The following is a 24,426-nucleotide window of genomic DNA, read 5'->3' as shown; positions in this document are numbered from 1 at the left end:
GGAAAACCAGATGCTTCTGATCGAATGCCCTTGGTGCGGGCCACGCGCCGAAACCGAATTTTCCTGCGGCGGCGAAGCGGATATTGCGCGCCCGCTCGACACCGACAAGCTCACCGACAAGGAATGGGGTGACTACCTGTTCATGCGCAAGAATTCGCGCGGCGTGCATCGCGAGCAATGGATGCACGCGCAAGGATGCCGCCGCTGGTTCAAGGCCCAGCGCGACACCGTGAGCTACGAGATTCAGGGCTACGAGACGTTCGAACGTCCTCTGCTCGCGATGGACAGCAACGAGGCTAACGCACAAGACAAGGCACACGAGGGCAAGGCACCATGAGCCAGAAAGACCGACTCCCCAGCGGCGGACGCATCAACCGTGCGATCGTACTGAACTTCACGTTCAACGGGCGCAAGCTTCAGGGTTATCAGGGCGACACGCTCGCGTCCGCGTTGCTCGCGAACGGCGAACACTTCGTGGCGCGCAGCTGGAAGTACCACCGGCCGCGCGGCATCGTGACGGCGGGTGTGGAAGAGCCGAATGCGGTTGTGCAGCTCGAAACCGGCGCATACACGGTGCCGAACGCGCGTGCGACTGAAGTGGAGTTGTATCAGGGACTCGTCGCGACCAGCGTGAACGCGCAGCCGAGCATCGAAAAAGACCGCATGGCGATCAACCAGAAGTTCGCACGCTTCATTCCGGCGGGCTTCTACTACAAGACCTTCATGTGGCCGCGCAAATTCTGGCCGAAATATGAGGAAGTGATTCGCGATGCGGCCGGTCTCGGCAAGGCGCCCGAGCAAACCGACGCGGACCGCTACGACAAGTGCTTTGCGCACTGCGACGTGCTGGTGGTCGGCGGTGGCCCGACGGGGCTGGCGGCCGCGCATGCGGCGGCATTGTCCGGCGCACGCGTGACGCTGATCGACGATCAGCCGGAACTCGGCGGCTCGCTGCTGTCGTGCCGCGCGGAGATCGACGGCAAACCGGCGCTGCAATGGGTCCACAAGATCGAAGACGAACTGCGGCAGATGCCGGACGTGAAGATCCTGTGTCGCAGCACCGCATTCGGTTACCAGGACCATAACCTCATCACTGTCACGCAACGGCTCACCGAGCATCTGCCGGTGTCGCAGAGAAAGGGTACGCGCGAACTGATGTGGAAGATCCGCGCGAAACGCGTGATTCTCGCAACAGGCGCGCATGAGCGGCCGATCGTATTCGGCAACAACGATCTACCGGGCGTGATGTTGGCCTCGGCCGTGTCGACCTATCTGCATCGCTATGCGGTGCTACCGGGCCGCAATGCCGTCGTGTTCACGAACAACGATGACGGCTATCAATGCGCGCTCGATCTGAAAGCGGCCGGTGCTCAGGTGACGGTCGTCGATCCGCGCGCGGCCGAGTCGAAGGGCACGCTGCCCGCGCTCGCACGGCGCTATGGCGTCAAGGTGATGAACGGTGTGGCTGTGACAGCCGCGCACGGCAAGCTGCGGGTTGCCTCGGTCGAAGTGGCGTCGTATTCGAACGGACAGGTCGGTGCGAAGCAGGGCGATCTACCCTGCGATCTGCTCGCGATGTCCAGTGGCTGGAGCCCGGTGCTGCATCTGTTCGCGCAATCGGGCGGCAAAGCGCACTGGCATGACGACAAGGCCTGCTTCGTGCCGGGCAAGGCGATGCAAGCCGAGACGAGCGTTGGTGCGTGTGCCGGCGATTTCACGCTAGGACAGGGGATTCGCTTCGCGGTCGATGCCGGTGTCGAGGCGGCGCGTGCAGCGGGGCACATCGTTGCGCGGCCGAATCCGGTGCACGTGGCCGAGGTTAGCGAAACGAAGATGCAGCCGCTGTGGCTCGTCGGCGGCCGCGAACTGGCGACGCGCGGGCCGAAGCAGTTCGTCGACTTCCAGAACGACGTGTCGGCAGCCGATATTTTTCTCGCGGCGCGCGAAGGTTTCGAATCGGTCGAACACGTGAAGCGCTATACGGCGATGGGTTTCGGCACCGATCAGGGCAAGCTCGGCAACATCAATGGTATGGCGATTCTCGCGCAGGCGCTCGGCAAGACGATTCCCGAAACCGGCACGACGACGTTCCGTCCGAACTACACGCCGGTTACGTTCGGCACGTTTGCGGGTCGGGAGCTGGGTGAGTTTCTCGATCCGGTGCGTAAGACCGCGGTGCACGAATGGCACGTGGAAAACGGTGCGGCGTTCGAGGACGTCGGCAACTGGAAGCGCCCCTGGTACTTCGCGAAGGCCGGCGAGGACATGCATGCCGCGGTGGCACGCGAGTCGCTCGCGGTGCGCACGAGCGTCGGCATTCTCGACGCTTCGACGCTCGGCAAGATCGACATCCAGGGCCCCGATGCGGCGAAGCTGCTGAACTGGGTCTATACGAATCCGTGGAGCAAGCTGGAAGTCGGCAAGTGCCGCTACGGCCTGATGCTCGACGAAAACGGCATGATCTTCGACGACGGCGTGACCGTGCGTCTTGCCGACCAACACTACATGATGACGACCACCACGGGTGGCGCAGCGCGCGTGCTGACGTGGCTCGAACGCTGGCTGCAAACCGAGTGGCCGGATATGCGCGTGCGTCTCGCTTCCGTGACGGATCATTGGGCGACGTTTGCGGTGGTCGGTCCGAACAGCCGCAAGGTCCTGCAGAAAGTTTGCCACGACATCGACTTTGCGAACGCGGCGTTCCCGTTCATGAGCTATCGCGAAGGCACCGTGGCGGGTGCGGCATCGCGCGTGATGCGGATCAGCTTCTCGGGCGAACTGGCTTATGAAGTGAACGTGCCCGCGAACGTCGGCCGCGCGGTGTGGGAGGCGCTGATGGCCGCGGGCGCGGAATTCGACATCACGCCGTATGGCACGGAAACCATGCACGTGCTGCGTGCCGAGAAGGGCTACATCATCGTCGGCCAGGACACGGATGGGTCGATGACGCCGTACGACCTCGGCATGGGTGGGCTGGTCGCGAAGTCGAAAGACTTTCTCGGCAAGCGCTCATTGACGCGTTCGGATACGGCGAAGGCCGGCCGTAAGCAACTGGTCGGGCTGCTCGCGGACGATCCGTCGTTCGTGATCCCCGAAGGCTCGCAGATCGTCGCCGGTCCGTTCCAGGGCGATACCGCACCGATGCTCGGCCACGTCACGTCGAGCTATTACAGCCCGATCCTGAAGCGCTCGATTGCAATGGCGGTAGTGAAGGGCGGTCTCGACAAGATCGGCGAAACGGTCACGATTCCGCTCGCGAGCGGTAGACAGATTGCGGCCAAGGTCACCAGCTCGGTGTTCTACGACAGCGAAGGAGCACGTCAACATGTGGAATGAAACAAGAGGGACAGTGTCGGCGGTGGATCGTGCTGTCGGCCAGCAAACGGGTGTGTGGCAGGAGTCGCCGCTGGTGGGCGCGGATGCGCTGCTGAAGAAGCATCAGGCGACGGTGTCGGCGGCGTTCCGTTTGAGCGAGCGGCCGTTTCTGGAACTGGTGAACGTGCGCGGCGACACGCGTGACGCGGCGTTCGTGAGCGCGGTGGAAAGCGTGATCGGCTGCCGGCCGCCCGAGAAGGCGAACACGATTGCACGCGGCAATGGCTACGACATGCTGTGGCTTGGCCCTGACGAGTGGCTGGTGCGCTCGGCCATGGCGCACGACGCGACGCGTACCGCGCCGTTGCAGGCGAAACTCGGCGCGGCATTTGTGGGCGTGTTCGCGTCGGCGGTGGATATCGGCAGCGGCTATACGGTGCTCGAGATCAGTGGCACTCGAACGCGTGAAGTGCTGGCGCGCGGTTGTCCGCTCGATCTGCATCCGAAACTGTTCAGCGAGGGGCAGTGCGCACAGAGTCACTTCTTCAAGGCGTCGATGACGTTGTTGCCCACCGGCGCAGACAGCTTCGATATCATCGTGCGCCGCAGTTTTGCGGACTACTTCGTCAAGATCATGCTCGATGCGGCCGAGCCGTTGATGTCGTGAAGCGCGGCGGGTGGCGTCCTGCTAGTGAGGCACCGCTCGCGGCTTTCCCGACCGCCGACTGACATGACGTCGACACGTCTAGCCACCGCGCGTCTCACCGAACGCGTGTGCCAACAGGGCGATGCCCATGCCGCGCTTGCGCTGCTCGATCAGAGCATCGTATTGCGGCATCGGCGCATCGCGTTGATTCGCTATCTCCTTGCACAGCAGTTGGGCGCGCCGCTGCAGTCGCGGCATCACGAATACGTTGAGAAGATCGCCGCTCGTTTGAGTGCGGATGCGCTCGCGCGGATTGCCGGCGCTGCGCGGGCGCGGTTGCGGCCCTAACGACGCCCTCGTTCCATCCCGATGACGTATTCCTTCTATGTGGCCGATTTATGTCGGCGTCTACTGAATACGCACTGATCGGAACGTCCACGCGGCAGCCGCCGCATCAACGAGGGCATGACATGTCTACCGTTTTTCAGCCTCGCGCGAGCGCAGCCGCCAGACTCGAACGTCTGCCGTTCTCCGGATATCACCGGACCATTTTCATCATCATCGCGATCGCGTTCTTTTTCGACTCGGTCGATCTCGGCACGATGACCTTCGTGCTCGGTTCGATCAAGAGCGAATTTCATCTGTCGAGCGCGACGGCAGGGTTGGTTGCGAGTGCGAGCTTCTTCGGTATGGTGATCGGCGCGGCGGTTGCCGGATTGCTGGCCGATCGCTTCGGACGGCGCCCCGTATTTCAGTGGAGCATGGTGCTGTGGGGGCTCGCGTCGTATCTGTGCTCGACCGCGCAGAGTGTCGAAGCGCTGATTTTTTATCGTGTGCTGCTTGGTATTGGCATGGGCATGGAGTTTCCCATTGCGCAGACGCTCCTTTCCGAATTTGTGCCTGCCAAGTCACGCGGACGACTGATCGCGTTGATGGATGGCTTCTGGCCGCTCGGGTTTATCACGGCGGGCGTGGTTTCGTACTTCGTGTTGCCGGCGTTTGGGTGGCGCACGGAGTTCGCACTGTTGGCGATTCCCGCCGTGTTCGTGTTAATTGTGCGCCGCGTCGTGCCGGAATCGCCGCGCTGGCTGGAGCATCGCGGACGCCTCGCCGAGGCGGACAAGATCCTCGCCGAAGTCGAAGTGAAGGTGATGAAAGCGGCTGGACTGAGCCAGTTGCGCGCACCGGTGATGTTGCAGGAACCGCCGGCTGCGAAGGGTACGAGTGCATTCCGCGAGATCTGGAGCGTGGCCTACCGGCGTCGCACGATCATGGTGTGGACGCTGTGGTTCTTTGCGTTGCTCGGTTTTTATGGGCTCACGTCGTGGCTCGGTGCGTTGATGCAACAAGCGGGTTTCGCTGTGACGAAGTCGGTGCTGTATACGGTACTGATTTCGCTCGGCGGGATTCCGGGTTTTATCTGCGCTGCGTGGCTCGTGGAGCGCTGGGGACGTAAGCCGACCTGTATCGCGTCGCTGACCGGCAGCGCGGTGATGGCTTATGTCTATGGACAAACCGCGCTGCACGCGCAAACGCCGACGCTGCTGATTTGCGCCGGACTTGCGATGCAGTTTTTTATGTTTGCGATGTGGGCGGTGCTTTACACCTATACGCCTGAGCTTTATGGCACGGGAGCGCGGGCTACGGGGTCTGGGTTTGCGTCAGCGATTGGACGTGTGGGCTCGTTGATCGGGCCTTATGTAGTCGGCGTGGTTCTGCCGACGTTCGGGCAAGGCGGCGTGTTTTCGCTTGGCGCGATGTGTTTTGTGATCGCTGCCGCGGCAGTATGGATCATGGGGATCGAGACGCGTGGGTTGGCGTTGGAGACCTTGGTGTCTGAAGCGGTTGAGTCGGACGCGCAGGGAGTGTTGAGTCCTGCGCGGGAGTGACGCTTGCTGGGCAAGAGGAAAAAGGCCGCGACTAGTTCGCGGCCTTAAGCGTCCTTCTACTGCTACGCCAGAGAAGACCTACGCTGGATGATCGGTTGATCGAGCGGTTTGCTCGGCGTGTCAGTCTTTTGCTGCGTTCAGATAGTGAATGAATTCATATGTCGGCGCGCACGCTTACCATTCCGAGCGCAACTCCTTCTGGTATTCGAGGCTATCCGATTCCTTGCTCGTCCACACTCCGAAAACGTCTGTCTTGAGTTCCCGCTTCCGCGAAACCATTCCATTCGCGACGAAGTACGGCGTCTCCACCCGCGCCAGCGCCTCCCGCCCGCGAATCCGATCGGCGATCTTCTCCGCGAGCATGATCGTCGGCGCGTTCAGATTGCCGGTTGTGATCTGCGGCATGATTGACGCATCGACCACGCGCAGCGCCTCGAGCCCATGCACGCGTCCCTCGCTATCCACCACGGCCATATCGTCATAACCCATCTTGCACGAGCACGACGGATGAAACGCGGTCTCCGCACGCATGCGCACAAACGCGTCGAGTTGCTCATCGGTGGTCAACTCCGCGCCCGGATTCAACTCACGCCCGCGATAACGATCAAGCGCAGGCTGACGCATGATCTCGCGCGTAATACGAATCCCGTCACGGAATTCGCGCCAGTCGAGCGGATCGGCCATGTAATTGAACAGGATGCTCGGATGCGCGGCGGGATCGCGTGACGTGAGCTTCACGCGTCCACGGCTTGGCGAACGCATCGAGCCGACATGCGCCTGGAAACCGTGCATCTTGATCGCGTTGGAACCGTTGTAGTTAATCGCGACGGGCAGGAAGTGATACTGGATGTTCGGCCACAAGTCCTCATCGCGGGTACGGATGAAGCCGCCCGCTTCAAACTGATTGCTCGCGCCAATACCCGTGCCGTTAAACATCCATTCAAGCCCGATGGCAGGCTGATTCCACCATTGCAACGCGGGATACAGCGAAACCGGCTCCTTGCATTCGTACTGGATGTACATCTCCAGATGGTCCTGCAAGTTTTCACCGACACCAGGCAGATCGTGCACGAGTGGCACGTCGAGTTCGCGCAGCCACGTCGAACGGCCCACGCCTGAGCGTTGCAGCAACTGCGGCGAGGCAATCGCGCCACTGCACACCAACACTTCGCGGCGCGCATGCGCAGTTTCAGCACTACCGTGATGCAGATACGTGACGCCTATCGCACGCTTGCCGAGGAACAGCACGCGATCGGTCATGGCATGCGTCACGATGGTCAGATTCGGGCGTTTCTTCGCGCGATCCAGATAGCCGCGTGCGGTGCTGGCGCGTCGGCCGTTCGCCGTGACCGTGCGATCCATTGGGCCGAAGCCTTCCTGCTGGTAGCCGTTCAGGTCGTCGGTACGCGGGAAACCCGCCTGCACGCCGGCCTCGACCATCGCCGCGAACAAGGGATTGTTGCCCGGCTTGCTCGTCGTCACATGGACCGGGCCGTCGCCGCCGTGATACGCGTTTGCGCCGACATCGCGTGTTTCGGCTTTGCGGAAGTACGGCAGGCAATCCAGATAGGTCCAGTTTTCCAGCCCAGAACGCGTTGCCCAACCGTCGTAGTCGAGCGCATTGCCGCGGATATAGCACATGCCGTTGATCAGCGACGAACCACCGAGCCCCTTGCCGCGCCCGCACTCCATGCGTCGGTTGTTCATATGCGGCTCGGGGTCCGTTTCGTACGCCCAGTTGTAACGCCGACCCTGCAACGGATAGGCGAGGGCCGCGGGCATCTGCGTGCGGAAATCGAAGCGGTAGTCAGGGCCGCCTGCTTCGAGGAGCAGCACGGTCACGTCCGCGTCTTCGGTCAGGCGCGAAGCGAGCACGTTGCCCGCTGAACCCGCGCCGACGATGATGTAGTCGTATTCGTTCGAAGCCATCGCCAACCCTCCTTAAAACACCGGTTGATACGGGCCGAGTTCGACCTGCACGGACTTGATGCGCGTGTAGTGTTCGAGCGTAGTAATGCCGTTCTCACGGCCGACGCCCGATTGCTTGTAGCCGCCCACCGGCATTTCCGCGGGCGACTCGCCCCAGGTGTTGATCCAGCAGATACCCGCTTCGAGCCGATGAATCACGCGATGCGCACGCGCCAGGTTCTCGGTGACAACGCCCGCAGCAAGACCGTAAGCGGTGTTATTGGCGCGCGAGATTGCTTCGTCTTCGTCATCGAAAACGAGGATGCTCATCACCGGGCCGAAGATTTCTTCGCGCACGATACGCATGTCGTCATGGCAGCCGGTGAAAACCGTCGGCTCGACGTACTGGCCGTTGCCGAAGTGGCCTTCCGTCAGCCGCTTGCCGCCTGCGAGGAGCCGCGCGCCGTCCTGCACGCCGCTTTCGATGTAGCCGAGCACTTTCTGCAATTGCGCGGCGCTGACCAGCGGGCCGAAGTTGGTGTCGGCGTCCGTGGGTGCGCCGACGCGAATCCGCCTCACACGTTCCAGCACCAGCGCTTCGAATCGTTCCAGCACGCTACGCTGCACAAAGACGCGTGTGCCGTTCGTGCAGACCTGGCCGGAGCTGAAGAAGTTGGCGCTCATCGCGATGTCGGCGGCACGTTCGAGGTTGGCGTCGTCGAATACGAGCAGGGGGGACTTGCCGCCCAGTTCCATCGTCACTTCTTTCAGCGACGAGGCGCCTGCCAGCGACATCACCTTCTTGCCCGTTTCAACGCCGCCGGTGAACGAGATCTTCTCGATGTCGGGATGTGCGGCGAGCATCGCCCCCACGCGGCCGTCGCCTTGCACGACGTTGAACACACCGGCTGGTACACCGGCTTCGGTATAAATCTCGGCGAGTTTCAATGCGGACAGCGGCGTGATTTCGCTCGGCTTGAAGATCATCGCATTCCCGGCTGCCAACGCGGGCGCCGATTTCCAGCATGCGATCTGGATTGGGTAATTCCATGCGCCGATACCTGCGCATACGCCCAGCGGTTCACGCCGCGTATAAACAAACGAAGAGGGCCGCAACGGAATCTGCTGACCTTCAATCGCGGTCGCCAACCCTGCGTAGTACTCGATCACGTCCGCGCCGGTGACGATATCGACCGCCCGAGTCTCCGCAATCGCCTTGCCGGTGTCGCGTGTTTCGAGTGCGGCGAGTTCGTCATTGCGTTCACGCAGGATCTCGACCGCGCGGCGCAGGATGCGCGAGCGCTGCATCGCCGTGAGCGCGGCCCACTCGCGTTGGCCATCACGTGCCGATTGCACCGCGCGATCCACGTCCGCCGCTGAGGCTTGTTGCACGGCGGCGAGCGTTTCGCCCGTGGCGGGGTCGAGCGTGTCGAAGGTCTCACCGCTCGTCGCGTCGACGTAGGCGCCGCCTATATAGAGACGTTGCGTTTCGAATACCGCCATGAGTTGCTCCTTTTTTCGGAAATGTTCGCTGGTCTAGTTACGTGCTTCCAGCACCAGATCGATGTATTCGTTTGCCATGCGCAGTGCAGCCTTGGTATCAAACGGCTCACCGGACAAAGCGCCACGCAGCCATAGCCCGTCGATCAGTGCCGCGAGGCCGCTCGCCGCACGGCGCGCCGCCGGACGTGGCAGCGCTTTGGAAAAATCCGCGCACAGGTTCGAGTTCAAGCGCCGCGTGTTTACGTATTGCAGCCGGCGCAATTGCGGCTTGTGCATGCTCTCGGACCAGAACGCGAGCCACGTTTTCATGACGGGGCCGCTGGTCTGCTCGGCGTCGAAATTCGCCGCGACGACCGCGCGCAATTTCGAACGTGGATCGGCCTTCGCCGCGCGTCGCCGTCTCGACGTGGCTTGCCACAGATCGCGCAGCACGTGGCGCATGGTGGCTTCGAGCAAGCCGTCCTTGTCGCCAAAATAGTGGCTGACGATGCCGGTGGAAATGCTCGCGCGCTGCGCGACCGAAGCGAGCGTCGCACCGGCGAGACCAGTCTGGTCGATGGTCAGCAGCGTTGCGTCGATCAGCTGGGCGCGGCGGATTTCGCGCATTCCAAGTTTGGGCATGGGGCTGGAGGCGGCGGGCGCAGGCCAGCCGCCCAAGTGTTCGATGGGGAATACTAGTTTTTTTATATTGAACGGTCAATCAATAAAAACCGGGTTGCATCAACGTGGGCATGGGTTGCGCCCGGCGTGTCGGTTCCTGCCAAACCGGTGTCGTGTTCGGTACATGTCCTTTGTTTCAGCGGGCGCTACGCTCGTTGAACGGCGCGTCACGTAGAGTCAGACGCGCCGCTCACGAGATATGGAGACAGACAAATGAGCAGCAATCGCGGTGTCGTGTATCTAGGGCAGGGCAAGGTGGAAGTGCAGTCGATCGACTTTCCGAAGATGGTCGATCCGCGTGGCCGGTCAATCGGTCACGGCGTAATCCTGAAGGTGGTAAGCACGAATATTTGCGGCTCCGATCAGCACATGGTGCGTGGCCGCACGACCGCCGAGGTCGGCCTGGTACTCGGCCACGAGATTACCGGCGAGGTGATCGAGGTGGGCCGTGATGTTGAAACGTTGAAGGTTGGCGACCTGGTGTCGGTACCGTTCAACGTCGCTTGCGGACGCTGTCCGACCTGCAAGGCGCAGCACACCGGCGTGTGTTTGAATGTGAATCCGTCGCGGGCGGGCGGCGCTTATGGCTACGTCGACATGGGTGGCTGGATCGGCGGCCAGGCCGAGTACGTACTGGTGCCGTACGCTGACTTCAATCTGCTGAAATTCCCCGACTACGCGCAGGCGATGTCTAAAATCCGCGACCTGACGTGTCTGTCCGACATTCTGCCGACCGGCTATCACGGCGCGGTGATGGCAGGCGTGAAGCCTGGCGCTACCGTTTATATCGCGGGCGCGGGGCCGGTGGGGATGGCGGCGGCTGCATCCGCACGCTTGCTGGGCGCAGCCTGCACGATCGTTGGCGATATGAATGAGGCGCGTCTCGCGCATGCTCGCAAGATGGGTTTCCAGACCATCGACCTTTCGAAGGACGCGACGCTCGGCGAGCAGATCGAACAGATTCTCGGCAAGCCCGAAGTGGATTGCGCGGTGGACTGCGTCGGTTTCGAGGCGCACGGTCACGGCAGCAGCGGCTCGCACGAGGAAGCACCAGCCACGGTGCTTAATTCGCTGATGGAAATCACGCGTGCCGCGGGCGCGATCGGCATTCCGGGCCTGTATGTAACGGACGATCCGGGCGCCACCGATGCCGCTGCCCGCAAAGGCAGCCTGAGCATCCGCTTCGGCCTCGGCTGGGCCAAGTCGCACTCGTTCCACACGGGGCAGACGCCGGTGATGAAGTACAACCACAATCTGATGCAGGCGATCCTGTGGGACCGGCTGCCGATTGCGGATATCGTGAACGTGACGGTCGTCTCGCTCGATCAGGCCCCGGACGGTTACCGGCAGTTCGATGGCGGCGCGCCGAAGAAGTTTGTGATCGACCCGCACGGGTTGCTGAAAGCGGCTTGATGGCGCGGAAAGGGACCGCGTTCGCGGTCCCTTCAATCAGCGAGGTATTCGACTCAAGCCGCGAGCACCGGCACTGCGGCCAGCGACGGCGCCTGCTTGCGCCGTTCGCGCGTCGGCGCGGTGCCGAACGCATCGCGGTAGCTCTTCGAGAAGTGGCAAGCCGACTGGAAACCGCAAGCCATCGTGATGTGCATGATCGACATGTCGGTCTGCAGCAGCAACTCGCGGGCGCGCCGCAAGCGCAGCGTCAGATAGTAATGCGTCGGCGTCATCCCGAGATGTTCGCGGAACAGCCGCTGCAATTGCCGCTGTGACATGCCGGCGAGCCGTGCGAGTTCTTCGCGCGAAAGCGGCTCTTCGATGTTGTTCTCCATCAGCGAGATCACTTCGAAGAGAGACTTGTTGGCCGAACCGAGCCGCGCCACCAGCGGCATTTTCTGTTGTGCGCTGTTATCGCGCACGTGTTCGACGATGAACTGCTCCGCGATCTGCGTGACGCGTGCCGTGCCGACTCGCGGTGTGATCAGGTTGAGCATCATGTCGAGCGGCGCCACGCCACCCGTGCAGGTGACGCGATCACGGTCGATCACGAACAGTTCTTTCAGAAAGCGCGTGTCGGGAAACTCTTCCTTGAGCGCCGACATGTTCTCCCAATGAATCGCACACGCGTAACCGGCCAGCAAGCCGGCACGCGCCAGCGCATAGGTGCCGGTGCACAGGCTGCCGAGCACGCTGCCCATGCGGGCGAAGCGGCGCAGCGCGACGAGATGGGCAGGGGTGGTGGCGCGCTGCACGTCGATGCCGCCGACCACGAACACGATGTCCGGCTGACCGACAGACTCGACCGGACCCGTATCGACCGAGAGGCCGTTGCTCGCCGTCACCGGGCCGCCTTCGGGGCTCACGATCGACCAGCGGTAAAGCGTTTGTCCAGTCAGGTAGTTCGCCATGCGGAGAACTTCGATCGCGTTGGTGAACGCGATCATCGTGAAGTTCGGCACCGGCATGAATGCAAAGTGCGACAACGACGCCGTGCGATCGGTGGACATGGGGGAAATGATTCCTTCGAATCTGTAATGTCGCGTCGCCGTGGGGAGCAGCGACTCCTGCAATTTTGAGTACTAGCGCAACTAACGTGCCATCAGGCTAAACCCTCGGTTGCGCATCAATACAGTCGGATCGCTCAACGAACAGCACCAGAACGGAGCTACCCGAGCCCACACGCGCACCCGAACTGCGCACAACGATCAGCTGCAGTGCAGCAAAAGCGCCAACCGCTAACGATCGTTCGAAACCTGCCAGCGCGACTTGTCGAAAAAGGTCGCTCATGGCGGAAAAGGCAAAGAACGCGTCTGAATTCGTAAATTGGCGCGCGAGGCGAGAGTCAAGAATAGACCCAATGCAGACCGGTGGCAGCAGGGCTTCACAGCCCGATCAGCAGCCCGCTTCCGGTCCTTCGCCAACCACCCCACGGACCTTCCATGTCGAACCCGAATCCTTTCTTCGAAGAATCGCTGGCCACGCGTGACGCGGCGGTGCGCGGCGCCATTTTGAAAGAGCTGGAGCGCCAGCAGTCGCAAGTCGAATTGATCGCGTCGGAAAACATCGTGTCGCGCGCGGTGCTCGAAGCGCAAGGCTCGGTGCTGACGAACAAGTACGCGGAAGGGTATCCGGGCAAGCGCTATTACGGCGGGTGTGAATACGCCGACGTGATCGAAACGTTGGCGCTCGATCGCATCAAGCAGATTTTCAACGCGAAGTTCGCCAACGTGCAGCCGCATTCCGGCGCGCAGGCCAACGGCGCGGTGATGCTCGCCCTGGTGAAGCCGGGCGACACGGTGCTCGGCATGTCGCTCGACGCGGGCGGCCACCTGACTCACGGCGCCAAGCCGGCGATGTCGGGTAAGTGGTTCAACGCGGTCCAATACGGCGTGAATCGCGACACGATGCTGATCGATTACGAGCAGATCGAAGAACTCGCGCAGCAGCACAAACCGGCGTTGCTGATCGCCGGCTTCTCGGCTTATCCGCGTGCGTTGGACTTCGCACGGCTGCGCGCAATCGCCGATGGCGTGGGCGCGAAGCTGATGGTGGATATGGCGCACATCGCCGGGATTATCGCAGCCGGGCGTCATCAGAATCCGGTCGAGCACGCGCATGTCGTCACGTCCACCACGCACAAGACGTTGCGCGGGCCGCGCGGCGGCTTTGTTCTGACGAATGACGAAGACATCGCCAAGAAGATCAACTCCGCCGTGTTCCCGGGCTTGCAGGGCGGCCCGCTGATGCATGTGATCGCCGGCAAGGCCGTTGCCTTCGGCGAGGCGCTGCAACCGGGTTTCAAAACCTACATCGATAACGTGCTCGCGAATGCGCAGGCACTCGGCGAAGTGCTGAAAGCGGGTGGCGTCGATCTGGTCACAGGCGGTACGGACAACCATTTGCTGCTGGTCGATCTGCGTCCAAAGGGCCTCAAAGGCAACCAGGTCGAACAGGCGCTGGAACGCGCGGGCATCACCTGCAATAAGAACGGCATTCCTTTCGACACCGAGAAGCCGACGGTCACCTCCGGCGTTCGCCTCGGCACGCCGGCCGGCACCACGCGCGGCTTCGGCGTGAGTGAGTTCCGCGAAGTCGGGCGGCTGATCGTCGAGGTGCTCGATGCGCTGCGCGATCATCCGGAAGGCCATGCCGCAACCGAACAACGCGTGCGCCGCGAAATTTTCGCGCTGTGCGAACGCTTTCCCATCTACTAAGCACGCCTGGAGCAAACGATGAGCACTCTGCACGACAACAGCATCATCATCGACGGTCTGAACATTTCGAAGTTCGAGCGCTCGGTGTTCGAGGACATGCGCAAGGGCGGCGTAACCGCGGTGAACTGCACGGTGTCGGTCTGGGAAAGCTTCCAGAAGACCGTCGACAACATCGCCGAGATGAAGCAACAGATCCGCGAATACGGCGAGATCCTGACGCTTGTGCGCACCACCGACGACATCCTGCGCGCGAAGAAAGAGAACAAGACCGGCATCATTTTCGGCTTCCAGAACGCGCATGCGTTCGAAGACAACCTCGGCTATATCGAGGCCTTCAAGGACCTCGGCGTGAACGTGGTCCAGCTTTGCTACAACACGCAGAATCTGGTCGGCACGGGCTGCTATGAACGCGACGGTGGACTGTCGGGCTATGGCCGTGAAGTGATTCAGGAGATGAATCGCGTTGGCATCATGGTCGATCTTTCGCATGTGGGCGGCAAGACGTCGTCCGAAGCGATCGCGGCCTCGAACAAGCCGGTGTGCTACTCGCATTGCTGCCCGTCGGGGCTGAAAGAGCATCCGCGCAACAAGAGCGATGAGCAACTGAAAGAGATCGCTGACGCGGGCGGTTTCGTGGGCGTGACGATGTTCGCGCCGTTCTTGAAGCGCGGCCCGGACGCGACCGTCGAAGACTATATCGAAGCGATCGAATACGTGGTGAATCTGATCGGTGAAGACCAGGTTGGCATTGGCACGGACTTCACGCAAGGCTATAGCACTGAGTTCTTCGACTGGATTACACACGACAAGGGCCGTTATCGCCAGTTGACGAACTTTGGCAAGGTGGTGAATCCGGAAGGCATTCGCACGATCGGCGAGTTTCCGAACCTGACGGCCGCGATGGAACGCGCCGGTTGGAGCGAGACGCGCATCAAGAAGATCATGGGCGAAAACTGGGTACGCGTGTTCGGCGAAGTCTGGAAAGTCTGATTCGTCATTCACTGAACCTGAACCTATAAAAGCGGAGCCCCCACATGCAACCCCAACTGCCTATCGACGTCGATCCGAACACCGGCGTCTGGACCACCGACGCGCTGCCGATGCTCTACGTGCCGCGTCATTTCTTCACGAACAACCACACGGCTGTCGAGGAAGCACTTGGTATCGACACGTATGCCGAGATTCTCTACAAAGCCGGCTACAAGTCCGCGTATTTCTGGTGCGACAAGGAAGCGAAACAGCACGGTATTGCCGGCATGGCGGTGTTCGAGCACTACCTGAACCGTCTGTCGCAGCGTGGCTGGGGCCTGTTCACGATCACGGAAGCCGATCCGTCGAGCTCGCATGCCCGCATTGAATTGCACCACTCGTCGTTCGTGCTCGCGCAGCCGGGCAAGGAAGGCAAGCTTTGCTACATGTTCGCCGGCTGGTTCGCGGGCGCGATGGACTGGGTCAACGACACCGCGCCGGATGGACAGCGCAAGGGTCCGCCGTCCCATTCGAAGGAAGCGCGCTGCGCGGCCGAAGGCCACGATCACTGCGTGTTCGAAGTGTCGCCGCTCGCGTCGTAAAAACGCACAAAGCCTATCTATTCCGAGGTCGATCGCGATGCGTTACCCGAACCTTTTCAAGCCTCTCACGCTGAACAAACTGACTTTGCGTAACCGCATCGTCAGCACCGCGCACGCTGAGGTGTATGCGGAACCGGGTGGTCTGCCCGGCGACCGCTATATCCGTTACTACGAAGAGAAGGCCAAGGGCGGCGTCGGCCTCGCCGTGTGCGGTGGCTCGAGCCCGGTGTCGATCGACAGCCCGCAAGGCTGGTGGAAGTCGGTGAATCTCTCGACCGACAAGATCATCGATCCGCTCGCGCGGCTCGCCGAAGCGATGCATCAGCACGGCGCGAAGATCATGATTCAGGCCACGCATATGGGGCGCCGCTCGGCGTTTCATGGCGAACACTGGCCGCATCTGATGTCGCCGTCGGGCGTGCGTGAGCCGGTGCACCGCGGCAATGCGAAGATCATCGAAGTGGAAGAGATTCGCCGCATCATCACGGACTTTGCCGCGGCTGCCAAGCGCGTGAAGGATGCCGGCATGGACGGCATCGAAATCTCGGCGGCTCACCAGCATCTGATCGATCAGTTCTGGAGCCCGCGCACGAATTTCCGCACCGACGAATGGGGCGGTTCGCTCGAGAACCGCCTGCGCTTCGGCACGGAAGTGTTGAAGGCGGTGCGCGAAGCGGTAGGCGCGGATTTCTGTGTTGGTCTTCGCATGTGTGGCGATGAATTCCATGAAGACGGTCTCGATCACGAACAGCTGAAAGAGATCGCCCAGGCGATGAGCGAAAGCGGCCTGATCGATTACCTCGGCGTGATCGGTTCCGGTGCGGATACGCACAACACGCTGGCGAACTGCATGCCGCCGATGGCGCTGCCACCCGAGCCGTTCGTGCATCTCGCGGCCGGGATCAAGTCGGTGGTGAAGCTGCCGGTGATGCATGCGCAAAGCATCCGCGATGCGGGCCAGGCAGAACGTTTGCTCGCGAGCGGCATGGTCGATCTGGTCGGGATGACACGCGCACAGATCGCCGATCCGCATATGGTCATCAAGATCCGCGACGGTCGCGAGGACGAGATCAAGCAATGCGTCGGCGCGAACTATTGCATCGACCGCCAATACAACGGGTTGGACGTGCTGTGCGTGCAGAACGCCGCGACATCCCGCGAAGAAACCATGCCGCACGTGATCGCGAAGACACGTGGGCCGAAGCGCAAGGTGGTGGTGGTCGGCGCAGGCCCGGCTGGACTGGAAGCGGCGCGCGTGGCGAAGTCGCGCGGTCATGACGTGGTGCTGTTCGAGAAGAACGACTACGTCGGCGGTCAGATCATGCTGGCCGCGAAAGCGCCGCAGCGCGAGCAGATGGCGGGCATCGTGCGTTGGTTCGATATGGAAACGAAACGCCTCGGTGTCGATCGGCGTCTTGGCGTTGCGGCTGACGAAAAGACCATCATGGCCGAGAAGCCGGACATCGTCGTGTTGGCGACAGGCGGTTCGTCGTTCACGTCGCAAGTCGCGGCGTGGGGCGTCGAAGAAGGGCTCGCGGTCAGTTCATGGGATGTGCTGTCGGGCAAGGTCGAGCCGGGCAAGAACGTGCTGGTTTATGACGGCGTCAGCACGCACGCTGGCGCAGGCGTCGCGGATTTCATGTCGAGCCGCGGGTCGAACGTCGAGATCGTCACGCCTGACGTGAAGGTTGCCGATGACGTAGGCGGTACCACGTTCCCGATTTTTTATCGCCGCCTCTACGCGCAAGGTGTGATTCATACGCCTAACTACTGGCTCGACAAGGTGTACGAGGAAGACGGCAAGAAGATCGCTGTGATCCGCAACGAGTACACGGAAGAGCAGGAAGAGCGCGCGGTCGACCAGGTGGTGATTGAGAACGGCAGCACGCCAAACGACCAGCTCTACTGGACGCTCAAGCCCGAGTCGGTGAATCGCGGCCAGGTGGACGTGCACAAACTGTTTGCGTCCGAGCCGCAACCGTCGCTCAGCGAAGAACTCGGCAACGGCCGCTTCCTGCTGTTCCGCGTCGGCGACTGCATTTCCATGCACAACATTCACGGCGCGATCTATGACGCGCTGCGCCTTTGCAAGGATTTCTGACGATGAGCCCCGTGTTTGTCATCACTGTCCTGCTGTGGTTGTCGGTGGCAGGTCTCGCGTTCGCGCTCGCCAAACGCGCTGCCTATTGGCGTGAAGGCCGCGCCACGGCGGCGGGCGCGTACGGCTGGACCAATCTGCTGGCGATCCCGAAGCGCTATTTTGTCGACCTGCACCATGTGGTCGCTCGCGACCCGTACATCGCGAAGACGCACGTCGCGACGGCGGGCGGAGCGATCCTCGCGATGGCGCTGGTGTTCGTCAACTACGGTCTTGCGATCTACTCGCCGTGGCTCGACAAGCTGATCTTTCTAGCGGCGCTGGTGATGCTGGTCGGCGCGGTGTTCGTCTGGCGTCGGCGGCATGGCGCGAAGGCGGTGCCGGCACGGCTCTCGCGCGGGCCTTGGGATCATCTCCCGCTGCTGCTTGGGTCGTTCGCGCTCGGGTTGGCGCTCTTCATTGCGCTGCCGGCCGCGGCGATGTCGGGTGCTTTGGCGATTATCGTCGCGTTGCTGATCGCAGTCGGCGCGTTCACGATGACCTTCGGCGCGGCTCGCGGCGGTCCGATGAAGCATGCGCTCGCCGGGTTGCTGCACCTCGCGTTTCATCCACGTCAGGAGCGATTTGCCGAGCGCAACGATAACGATGTCGTGCCGCCGACTGCGCTGAAGGTGCCGCTCCTCGACGCGAAGGAATACGGCGTAGGCAAGCCGGTCGAGTTCCGCTGGAACCAGTTGCTGAGCTTCGACGCCTGCGTGCAATGCGGCAAGTGCGAAGCAGCGTGCCCCGCGTTTGCCGCCGGGCAGCCACTCAATCCGAAGAAGCTGATTCAGGATCTTGTCACGGGCATGGTCGGTGGCACGGACGAAGCTTATGCCGGCAGCCCGACGCCTGGCATTCCGGTCGGCAAACACGGTGGCGCGCCGGGCAAACCGCTCGTATCGAGCCTGATCGAAGCCGACACGCTGTGGTCGTGTACCACTTGCCGCGCCTGTGTACAGGAGTGCCCGATGCTGATCGAGCACGTCGACGCGATCGTGGATATGCGCCGCAACCAGACCTTGGTCGAAGGCAGCGTGCCGGGCAAAGGTCCGATCACGCTCGCCAATCTGCGCGAAACCGGCAGTTCGAACGGCTACGACATCGGCGCGCGCTACGACTGGGCAGTCGATCTGCAAGTACAGGTTGCACAACCGGGCCGGCAGGTGGACGTGCTGTTAATCGCCGGTGAAGGCGCATTCGACATGCGCTATCAGCGCACGCTGCGTGCGCTGATCAAGGTGCTGAACCGGGCAGGGATCGACTACGCGGTGCTCGGTGGTGTCGAAACCGATACCGGCGACACCGCACGGCGCCTCGGCGACGAAGCGACCTTCCAGCAACTCGCTCAACGGCTGATCGGCACGCTCTCGCAGTACTCGTTCCGCAAGATCGTTACCGCCGATCCGCACGTGCTGCACAGCCTGCGCAACGAATATCGCGCACTCGGCGGTTTCTACGAGGTCCAGCATCACACGGCACTGATCGAAGAACTGGTTTCGAGCGGCAAGCTGTCGCCGAAGGCGGTCGCTGCGTTCGCGGACCGCAAGATCACGTACCACGATCCGTGCTATCTGGGCCGCTATAACGGTGAGACGGAAGCGCCGCGCCGCTTGCTGAAATCCATCGGTATCAAGGTGGTCGAGATGGAACGAAATGGTTTGCGCGGACGTTGCTGCGGAGGCGGCGGTGGTGCGCCATTGACTGACATCCCCGGGAAAAAACGCATTCCGGACATCCGTGTCGACGACGCCCGCACGATCGGCGCTGAAATCGTCGCGGTGGGTTGCCCGAATTGCACGGCGATGCTCGAAGGCGTGGTCGGCCCGCGTCCGGAAGTGCTGGACGTCGCCGAACTGGTTGCAGCGGCGCTGGAGTAACGCCATGAACAATCTCAAACGAATCGATCCGCGCCGGCCGTTCACGATTACGGCCGACGGGCTCAGGCGCATTACGCTCGGCGTGACGGCTGTTGCCGGCTCGACGGAACTGGCGGCGCATGGCTCGACGGGGTCGGCGCATCGCGAGCACGCAAAACCGCGCCGCACGACGGCTGCAGCGCAGCGCGTGCTGCTGGTGGCTGCTCACGCGGACCGCGGCGCGCTGGATGATCACGCGCGTCAGACCTTGGCCGCCGCCGCGTTGATCGCGGATGCGACCACTGAAGTCGTACTGCTCGTATTCGGTGAGTTCAGCAGCGACGCCGCTGCGCTGGGTGCCGACAAGCTGATCGAGTTGCCGATGTTCGACCGCCGCGTTTTCGCGCCGCTCGACGAATTGAACGCACTGGCCGCGTGCGTCGCGGCCTATGCACCGGCGCATATTTTCCTGCCCGACAACGCGACCGGCGACGGCGACCTCGGTCGCCGTTACGCGGCCGCCGCGAACGCGAGTGTCGCGACGCATGTCGTCGAGATCGATGCGGACCATGTCGCTGCTTATATTCAGACGAATACGGCGTTCGCCGTACGCGCACTGCCGGAAGTCGTGTTGCTTGCACCGAACGCGGTCGATCCGAAACTGCCGTTTTTGGGGGCGGGCGAGCGAGTGGTGTGGCGTTTCGATGGCGAACCGGCATCGTCCAAAGGCGTCGTGCGCGATCTTGGCATCGAGGACATCGACGCCGCCCAACTCGCGCTCGAAGAAGCGGATTTCATCGTTTCGGCGGGCAACGGCGTTAGCGATGTGCCCGCGTTCGAGCGTCTTGCGGCCACGTTAGGCGCTGCGATCGGCGCAAGCCGCGTCGCCGTGGACGACGGCAAGTTCACCCGCGACAAGCAGATTGGCGCCACCGGCAAGACGGTCGAGGCGAGCGTCTATATCGCGTTCGGCATTTCCGGCGCGGTTCAGCATCTGCAGGGCATCAAGGATTGCCGGCACGTGATCGCCGTGAATCTCGACGCCAGCGCGCCAATCGCCAAACGCGCCAATCTGACCGTCATCGCCGACGCGCAGGAAACCATCGCGGCGCTGAATGAAGCCGCGGAGGCTGCACGCACGGCACGCGGCACGGGGGCTGCGCTATTGAATTCAACGGCTGTTGCGGAAGGAGCGCTTGCATGAAAATCGCCGTACTGGTTTCCGTGGGGCGGCACCCTGTCAGCGGCACGGCGCGCTACAGCCGCAACGACGCCGCCGCGCTGACGATCGCGCTCTCGCTCGCCAAAACACACGGCGTGACGCTCGACGTATTGCACGCGGGCGATCCGTCGAATCCGGCGCTCAAAGAATATCTCGCGCTCGGTGCGCGCACCGTCGAGGTGCTGGAGGTTCCGGCAACGCCTGAATTCCAGGGCGATGCGATAGCACCGCTCGCCACGCGTTTGCAAGGCTACGACCTTGTATTGACCGGCACCCGCGCGGAAGGCGCCTTCGATAGCGGCATGTTGCCGTATCAAGTAGCGAGTGCGCTTGAGATGCCGTTGGTCGGCGCAGCGGTTGACCTGACGATTCGCGACGGCTGCGCAGAAGTCCGGCAATTCATGCCGAAAGGCTTGCGCCGCCGCGTCGAAGTGCGGCTGCCGGCCTTGATCGCCGTGCATCCGATGGCCAACACGGCGCCGAGCTACGCCTATGCACGGCTGCGCGAAGGCACGATCCGTCCGGTCGCGACAGCTGCGTCCGGCCGCCCGGCCGCGGCCAACCCCAACGAACCCGCCTGGACGATCCGTCCGGCAACCGCCAAACCGGTGCGCCTCGTCGCCGCCGAAAAGCGCTCGGGCCACGCCCGCATGCTCTCGGCGACGACGACCGAAAGCCGCGGGGGCAGCGTCGTAATTGAAGGGAGTTCCGTCGAAAAAGCACAAGTGATTCTCGCGTATTTGCGCGAGCATCAACTCGTGGATTACTGATTTCCGGTTCGGGCGAGCATGCGACCAGGAGGGCCTGGCGCAGCGCCAGACGTGACATGCAACGGAGCACACAATGAAAGTTTCGGCAGACGTTCGCGCAATGATCGAACGCCGCAAAAAGAATCACACGCTGGAAGCGCCGTTCTATACGGGCGAGGAAATTTTCGCGCTCGACATGGAGGCGATTTTCCGCAAGCACTGGATTCAGGTCGCGGTGGAACCGGATGTACCGGAGCCGGGCGACTACATCACGGTGGAAATCGGTAACGATTCGATTCTGATCGTACGCGACGACGACATGCAGGTGCGGGCGTTTCACAACGTTTGCCGCCATCGTGGCGCGCGTTTGTGCAATACGGACAAGGGTTCGCTCGGCAATATCGTTTGCCCGTATCACAGCTGGACCTACAACCTGAACGGCGATCTGATGTTCGCCGAGCATATGGGCGACCAGTTCGACCGCTGCAAGCACAGCCTGAAAGCGGTGCACCTCCAGAATCTTGCCGGTCTGATCTTCATCTGTCTCGCTGATGAACCGCCTGCTGATTTCTCGGTGATGCGCGCCGCGATGGAGCCGTACCTGCTGCCGCACGATCTCGCCGGCTGCAAGGTCGCAGCGACGATCGATATCATCGAAGAGGGCAACTGGAAGCTCACGATGGAGAACAATCGCGAGTGCTATCACTGCGTTGCGAACCATCCCGAGCTGACGATTTCGCTTTACGAATACGGTTTTGGGTATCAGCGCACGCCCGCCAATGAAGAAGGCATGGCCGCGTTCGAAGAGACCGTGGCGCGCCGTACCGCGCAATGGGAGGCGATGAAACTGCCGTCGGCGGAAATCGACCGCCTGGCGGATCTGGTGACGGGCTTCCGCACGCAACGCCTGCCGCTCGATCGCGACGGCGAATCGCAGACCATGGACGCGAAGGTGGCCTCGAAGAAGTTGCTTGGCGGCTTCGAGCAGGCCGACCTCGGTGGCCTCTCGTTCTGGACGCAACCGAATTCGTGGCATCACTTCATGAGCGACCACATCGTCAGCTTCTCGGTGATTCCGCTGTCGGCGGGTAAGACGCTGGTGCGCACCAAATGGCTCGTCCACAAGGATGCGCGCGAAGGCATCGATTACGACGTGAACAATCTCACGGCCGTGTGGCGCGCCACCAATGACCAGGATCGCGCGCTTGTTGAGTATTCGCAACGCGGCGCGACCAGCAGCGCCTACGAACCGGGTCCGTACTCGCCGTTCACCGAAGGCCTCGTCGAGAAGTTCTGCGAGTGGTACATCGGCCGTATTGCGGAATTCAGCAATGCGCCCCAAACCCATGATGCCGGCGATACGCCGGTTTCGCACGGCGAAAAAGTCGTGTCTTTCATGCGCTGAGCGCGATACCGCAACCAGGAGCGGGAGAAAATAATGATGCGCGATCAGGCGACGCTTCAGCTCAGCCCCGAGCCGGCTCCAAACCGCGAGGTGTCAAGCCGCGAAACTTCGAGCCGGGTGACGCAACCGAGGTTCTGGGAGACGTTGCCGGCGCGTTGGAACAGCGATACCGACGAGACGCTGGTGTGCTGCCAGGTCCGTCAGGAAACGCACGACGTGAAGAGCTTTTTCTTTCGCGCACCGTCCGAACGGGCGTTCGTGTTCGAGCCGGGACAGTTCATCACGCTGGAGTTGGAGATCGACGGCGAGGCCGTGAATCGCTGCTATACGATCTCCTCGCCGCCCACGCGTCCGCACACCATTTCCATCACCGTGAAGCGCGTGCCGGGTGGCAAGGTATCGAACTGGCTGCACGACAATTTGCACGCGGGTACGCAGGTTCGTGTGCTGGGGCCGTCCGGCGAGTTCACCTGTGCGCGGCATCCGGCGCGTAAGTTTCTGTTCCTGTCGGCGGGTTCGGGTGTTACGCCGCTGATGTCGATGAGCCGCGCGCATCACGAGCTCGGGGAAGATAGCGACATCGTCTTCGTGCACAGTGCCCGCACGCCGGACGACATCATCTTCGCGCGTGAACTCGATCTGATTGCATCGAATCAGGCCAATTTCCGCACAGCGTTTGTCTGCGAGCGGGTTGGTGCGCGCACGAACTGGCCTGGTGTCACCGGGTTTCTGACCTTGCCGCTGCTTAAACTCATCGCGCCGGATTTTCTCGATCGTGAGATTTTCACCTGCGGTCCGGCGCCGTACATGCAAGCGGTCCGTCATCTGCTGGATGAAGGCGGCTTCGATCGCAGCCATTACCACGAGGAAAGCTTCTCGTTCGAGACGATCAGTGAAGTGGCCGCACAATTGACGACCGCGCATGTCGCCGATGCGTTGCAGGCGCCCACAGCTAGCGCGGAGAGCTTTGTCGAAGCGCGTGAGCACGCGGCTGGGTTTGCACCCGCGCAGGTGCCGGTCACGCCGGTGGAAATAGAAACGACGTTCAAGGTGAGCTTCGCCAAAAGTAATCGCGAGATCGAATGCGGCAGCGGCCAGCATGTACTCGACGCGGCGAAGAAGGCCGGCATACGGCTCCCGTCCTCATGCACGCAGGGTATGTGCGGCACCTGCAAGGTGAAGCTGGTGTCCGGTGAAGTCGCCATGAAACACGCCGGTGGGATCCGTCAGCGCGAAATCGATCAGGGCATGGTGCTGCTGTGCTGCAGCAAGCCGTTGAGCGATCTCGTCGTCGATAAGTAAGACAAGAGCGGCGCCTGGACTTTCGGTCGAAGTCGCATGCGGACAACTGGATGTCGGAAAACAACGCTACCCGGCAATTCTGGTTGGCGAT

19 protein-coding genes are annotated in these 24,426 nt (G+C 62.2%); 15 read left to right on the top strand and 4 right to left on the bottom strand.

The window, feature by feature from the left end; genetic code table 11:
- The first annotated feature begins 10 nt into the window (after positions 1 to 10).
- From M0D68_RS25575 to M0D68_RS25555, 5 genes are all read left to right on the top strand, one after another.
- Positions 11 to 337 (top strand): sarcosine oxidase subunit delta, encoded by a 327-nt coding sequence (locus tag M0D68_RS25575; RefSeq protein ID WP_054038700.1) that lies wholly within the window; start codon positions 11 to 13, stop codon positions 335 to 337.
- A complete protein-coding gene (locus tag M0D68_RS25570) occupies positions 334 to 3,336 on the top strand; it encodes a sarcosine oxidase subunit alpha family protein (protein WP_266225726.1) in 3,003 nt (1,000 codons plus the stop codon). Before M0D68_RS25575 ends, M0D68_RS25570 begins: the two co-directional genes overlap by 4 nt.
- Entirely contained in the window at positions 3,326 to 3,982 is a 657-nt protein-coding gene (locus M0D68_RS25565; protein ID WP_093644458.1) for a sarcosine oxidase subunit gamma, read from the top strand. The genes M0D68_RS25570 and M0D68_RS25565 overlap by 11 nt, the downstream gene beginning before the upstream one ends.
- Before the next feature lie 63 nt (positions 3,983 to 4,045).
- Entirely contained in the window at positions 4,046 to 4,309 is a 264-nt protein-coding gene (locus M0D68_RS25560; protein WP_093644457.1) for a hypothetical protein, read from the top strand.
- A 122-nt stretch (positions 4,310 to 4,431) separates the two neighbouring features.
- Positions 4,432 to 5,850 (top strand): MFS transporter, encoded by a 1,419-nt coding sequence (locus tag M0D68_RS25555; protein ID WP_211706348.1) that lies wholly within the window; start codon positions 4,432 to 4,434, stop codon positions 5,848 to 5,850.
- A 174-nt stretch (positions 5,851 to 6,024) separates the two neighbouring features.
- Here M0D68_RS25555 and betA read toward each other — a convergent pair whose 3' ends face one another.
- The 3 genes from betA to betI are packed head-to-tail and all read right to left on the bottom strand — an operon-like array spanning position 6,025 to position 9,882.
- Positions 6,025 to 7,779 carry a choline dehydrogenase gene (gene betA / locus M0D68_RS25550; RefSeq protein WP_266225725.1) on the bottom strand — a complete coding sequence of 585 codons (1,755 nt, stop codon included), beginning with the start codon at positions 7,777 to 7,779 and terminating at the stop codon, positions 6,025 to 6,027.
- Between the two features lie 12 nt (positions 7,780 to 7,791).
- Positions 7,792 to 9,261, bottom strand: a complete 1,470-nt coding sequence (gene betB, locus M0D68_RS25545; protein ID WP_200620509.1) for a betaine-aldehyde dehydrogenase — start codon at positions 9,259 to 9,261, stop codon at positions 7,792 to 7,794.
- A 33-nt stretch (positions 9,262 to 9,294) separates the two neighbouring features.
- Positions 9,295 to 9,882: a transcriptional regulator BetI gene (gene betI, locus M0D68_RS25540; RefSeq protein ID WP_093644449.1), complete on the bottom strand. Its 588-nt coding sequence runs from the start codon at positions 9,880 to 9,882 to the stop codon at positions 9,295 to 9,297.
- 252 nt (positions 9,883 to 10,134) lie between these two features.
- On the opposite strand from betI, the gene fdhA reads away from it, so the two are divergent.
- On the top strand, positions 10,135 to 11,334 hold the full coding sequence (fdhA, locus tag M0D68_RS25535; protein ID WP_093644447.1) for a formaldehyde dehydrogenase, glutathione-independent: 1,200 nt from the start codon (positions 10,135 to 10,137) through the stop codon (positions 11,332 to 11,334).
- A 53-nt stretch (positions 11,335 to 11,387) separates the two neighbouring features.
- Here the strand turns inward: fdhA and M0D68_RS25530 are convergent, their stop codons facing one another.
- Positions 11,388 to 12,383, bottom strand: a complete 996-nt coding sequence (locus tag M0D68_RS25530) for a GlxA family transcriptional regulator (RefSeq protein ID WP_093644444.1) — start codon at positions 12,381 to 12,383, stop codon at positions 11,388 to 11,390.
- Between the two features lie 432 nt (positions 12,384 to 12,815).
- On the opposite strand from M0D68_RS25530, the gene M0D68_RS25525 reads away from it, so the two are divergent.
- The 9 genes from M0D68_RS25525 to M0D68_RS25485 all read left to right on the top strand — a co-directional run bounded on the left by M0D68_RS25525 (position 12,816) and on the right by M0D68_RS25485 (position 24,335).
- Positions 12,816 to 14,090 carry a serine hydroxymethyltransferase gene (locus tag M0D68_RS25525; RefSeq protein WP_200620507.1) on the top strand — a complete coding sequence of 425 codons (1,275 nt, stop codon included), beginning with the start codon at positions 12,816 to 12,818 and terminating at the stop codon, positions 14,088 to 14,090.
- A gap of 18 nt (positions 14,091 to 14,108) precedes the next feature.
- Entirely contained in the window at positions 14,109 to 15,080 is a 972-nt protein-coding gene (locus M0D68_RS25520) for a dipeptidase (protein WP_007177107.1), read from the top strand.
- 44 nt (positions 15,081 to 15,124) lie between these two features.
- Complete coding sequence (locus M0D68_RS25515) at positions 15,125 to 15,661, top strand: DUF5943 domain-containing protein (protein WP_093644438.1); 537 nt, start codon at positions 15,125 to 15,127, stop codon at positions 15,659 to 15,661.
- Positions 15,662 to 15,698: 37 nt separating this feature from the next.
- Positions 15,699 to 17,762 carry an NADH:flavin oxidoreductase gene (locus tag M0D68_RS25510; protein ID WP_200652633.1) on the top strand — a complete coding sequence of 688 codons (2,064 nt, stop codon included), beginning with the start codon at positions 15,699 to 15,701 and terminating at the stop codon, positions 17,760 to 17,762.
- Between the two features lie 2 nt (positions 17,763 to 17,764).
- Entirely contained in the window at positions 17,765 to 19,678 is a 1,914-nt protein-coding gene (locus M0D68_RS25505; RefSeq protein WP_266225723.1) for a (Fe-S)-binding protein, read from the top strand.
- Between the two features lie 4 nt (positions 19,679 to 19,682).
- On the top strand, positions 19,683 to 20,861 hold the full coding sequence (locus tag M0D68_RS25500) for an electron transfer flavoprotein subunit alpha/FixB family protein (RefSeq protein WP_266225721.1): 1,179 nt from the start codon (positions 19,683 to 19,685) through the stop codon (positions 20,859 to 20,861).
- Positions 20,858 to 21,649, top strand: a complete 792-nt coding sequence (locus tag M0D68_RS25495) for an electron transfer flavoprotein subunit beta/FixA family protein (RefSeq protein ID WP_266225719.1) — start codon at positions 20,858 to 20,860, stop codon at positions 21,647 to 21,649. The genes M0D68_RS25500 and M0D68_RS25495 overlap by 4 nt, the downstream gene beginning before the upstream one ends.
- Before the next feature lie 73 nt (positions 21,650 to 21,722).
- On the top strand, positions 21,723 to 23,033 hold the full coding sequence (locus M0D68_RS25490; RefSeq protein ID WP_054038716.1) for an SRPBCC family protein: 1,311 nt from the start codon (positions 21,723 to 21,725) through the stop codon (positions 23,031 to 23,033).
- Positions 23,034 to 23,066: 33 nt separating this feature from the next.
- Entirely contained in the window at positions 23,067 to 24,335 is a 1,269-nt protein-coding gene (locus M0D68_RS25485) for a hybrid-cluster NAD(P)-dependent oxidoreductase (protein WP_266225716.1), read from the top strand.
- Positions 24,336 to 24,426 lie beyond the last annotated feature (91 nt).

The organism is Paraburkholderia sp. SEWSISQ10-3 4 (assembly GCF_030464785.1).
Lineage (GTDB): Bacteria > Pseudomonadota > Gammaproteobacteria > Burkholderiales > Burkholderiaceae > Paraburkholderia > Paraburkholderia aspalathi.
Note: the sequence above shows the minus strand (reverse complement) of the source record. Positions and strands in the feature narration are given on the sequence as shown.

Bases quoted from the DNA above. Each gene is read 5' to 3' on its own strand.
- M0D68_RS25575 (WP_054038700.1), top strand. From the start codon at position 11: ATGCTTCTGATCGAATGCCCTTGGTGCGGGCCACGCGCCGAAACCGAA.
- M0D68_RS25490 (WP_054038716.1), top strand. From the start codon at position 21,723: ATGAAAGTTTCGGCAGACGTTCGCGCAATGATCGAACGCCGCAAAAAG.
- M0D68_RS25530 (WP_093644444.1), bottom strand. From the start codon at position 12,383: ATGTCCACCGATCGCACGGCGTCGTTGTCGCACTTTGCATTCATGCCG.
- M0D68_RS25515 (WP_093644438.1), top strand. From the start codon at position 15,125: ATGCAACCCCAACTGCCTATCGACGTCGATCCGAACACCGGCGTCTGG.
- M0D68_RS25570 (WP_266225726.1), top strand. From the start codon at position 334: ATGAGCCAGAAAGACCGACTCCCCAGCGGCGGACGCATCAACCGTGCG.
- M0D68_RS25485 (WP_266225716.1), top strand. From the start codon at position 23,067: ATGATGCGCGATCAGGCGACGCTTCAGCTCAGCCCCGAGCCGGCTCCA.
- M0D68_RS25520 (WP_007177107.1), top strand. From the start codon at position 14,109: ATGAGCACTCTGCACGACAACAGCATCATCATCGACGGTCTGAACATT.
- betI (WP_093644449.1), bottom strand. From the start codon at position 9,882: ATGCCCAAACTTGGAATGCGCGAAATCCGCCGCGCCCAGCTGATCGAC.
- M0D68_RS25495 (WP_266225719.1), top strand. From the start codon at position 20,858: ATGAAAATCGCCGTACTGGTTTCCGTGGGGCGGCACCCTGTCAGCGGC.
- M0D68_RS25500 (WP_266225721.1), top strand. From the start codon at position 19,683: ATGAACAATCTCAAACGAATCGATCCGCGCCGGCCGTTCACGATTACG.
- M0D68_RS25525 (WP_200620507.1), top strand. From the start codon at position 12,816: ATGTCGAACCCGAATCCTTTCTTCGAAGAATCGCTGGCCACGCGTGAC.
- M0D68_RS25565 (WP_093644458.1), top strand. From the start codon at position 3,326: ATGTGGAATGAAACAAGAGGGACAGTGTCGGCGGTGGATCGTGCTGTC.
- betB (WP_200620509.1), bottom strand. From the start codon at position 9,261: ATGGCGGTATTCGAAACGCAACGTCTCTATATAGGCGGCGCCTACGTC.
- M0D68_RS25555 (WP_211706348.1), top strand. From the start codon at position 4,432: ATGTCTACCGTTTTTCAGCCTCGCGCGAGCGCAGCCGCCAGACTCGAA.
- M0D68_RS25505 (WP_266225723.1), top strand. From the start codon at position 17,765: ATGAGCCCCGTGTTTGTCATCACTGTCCTGCTGTGGTTGTCGGTGGCA.
- betA (WP_266225725.1), bottom strand. From the start codon at position 7,779: ATGGCTTCGAACGAATACGACTACATCATCGTCGGCGCGGGTTCAGCG.
- M0D68_RS25560 (WP_093644457.1), top strand. From the start codon at position 4,046: ATGACGTCGACACGTCTAGCCACCGCGCGTCTCACCGAACGCGTGTGC.
- M0D68_RS25510 (WP_200652633.1), top strand. From the start codon at position 15,699: ATGCGTTACCCGAACCTTTTCAAGCCTCTCACGCTGAACAAACTGACT.
- fdhA (WP_093644447.1), top strand. From the start codon at position 10,135: ATGAGCAGCAATCGCGGTGTCGTGTATCTAGGGCAGGGCAAGGTGGAA.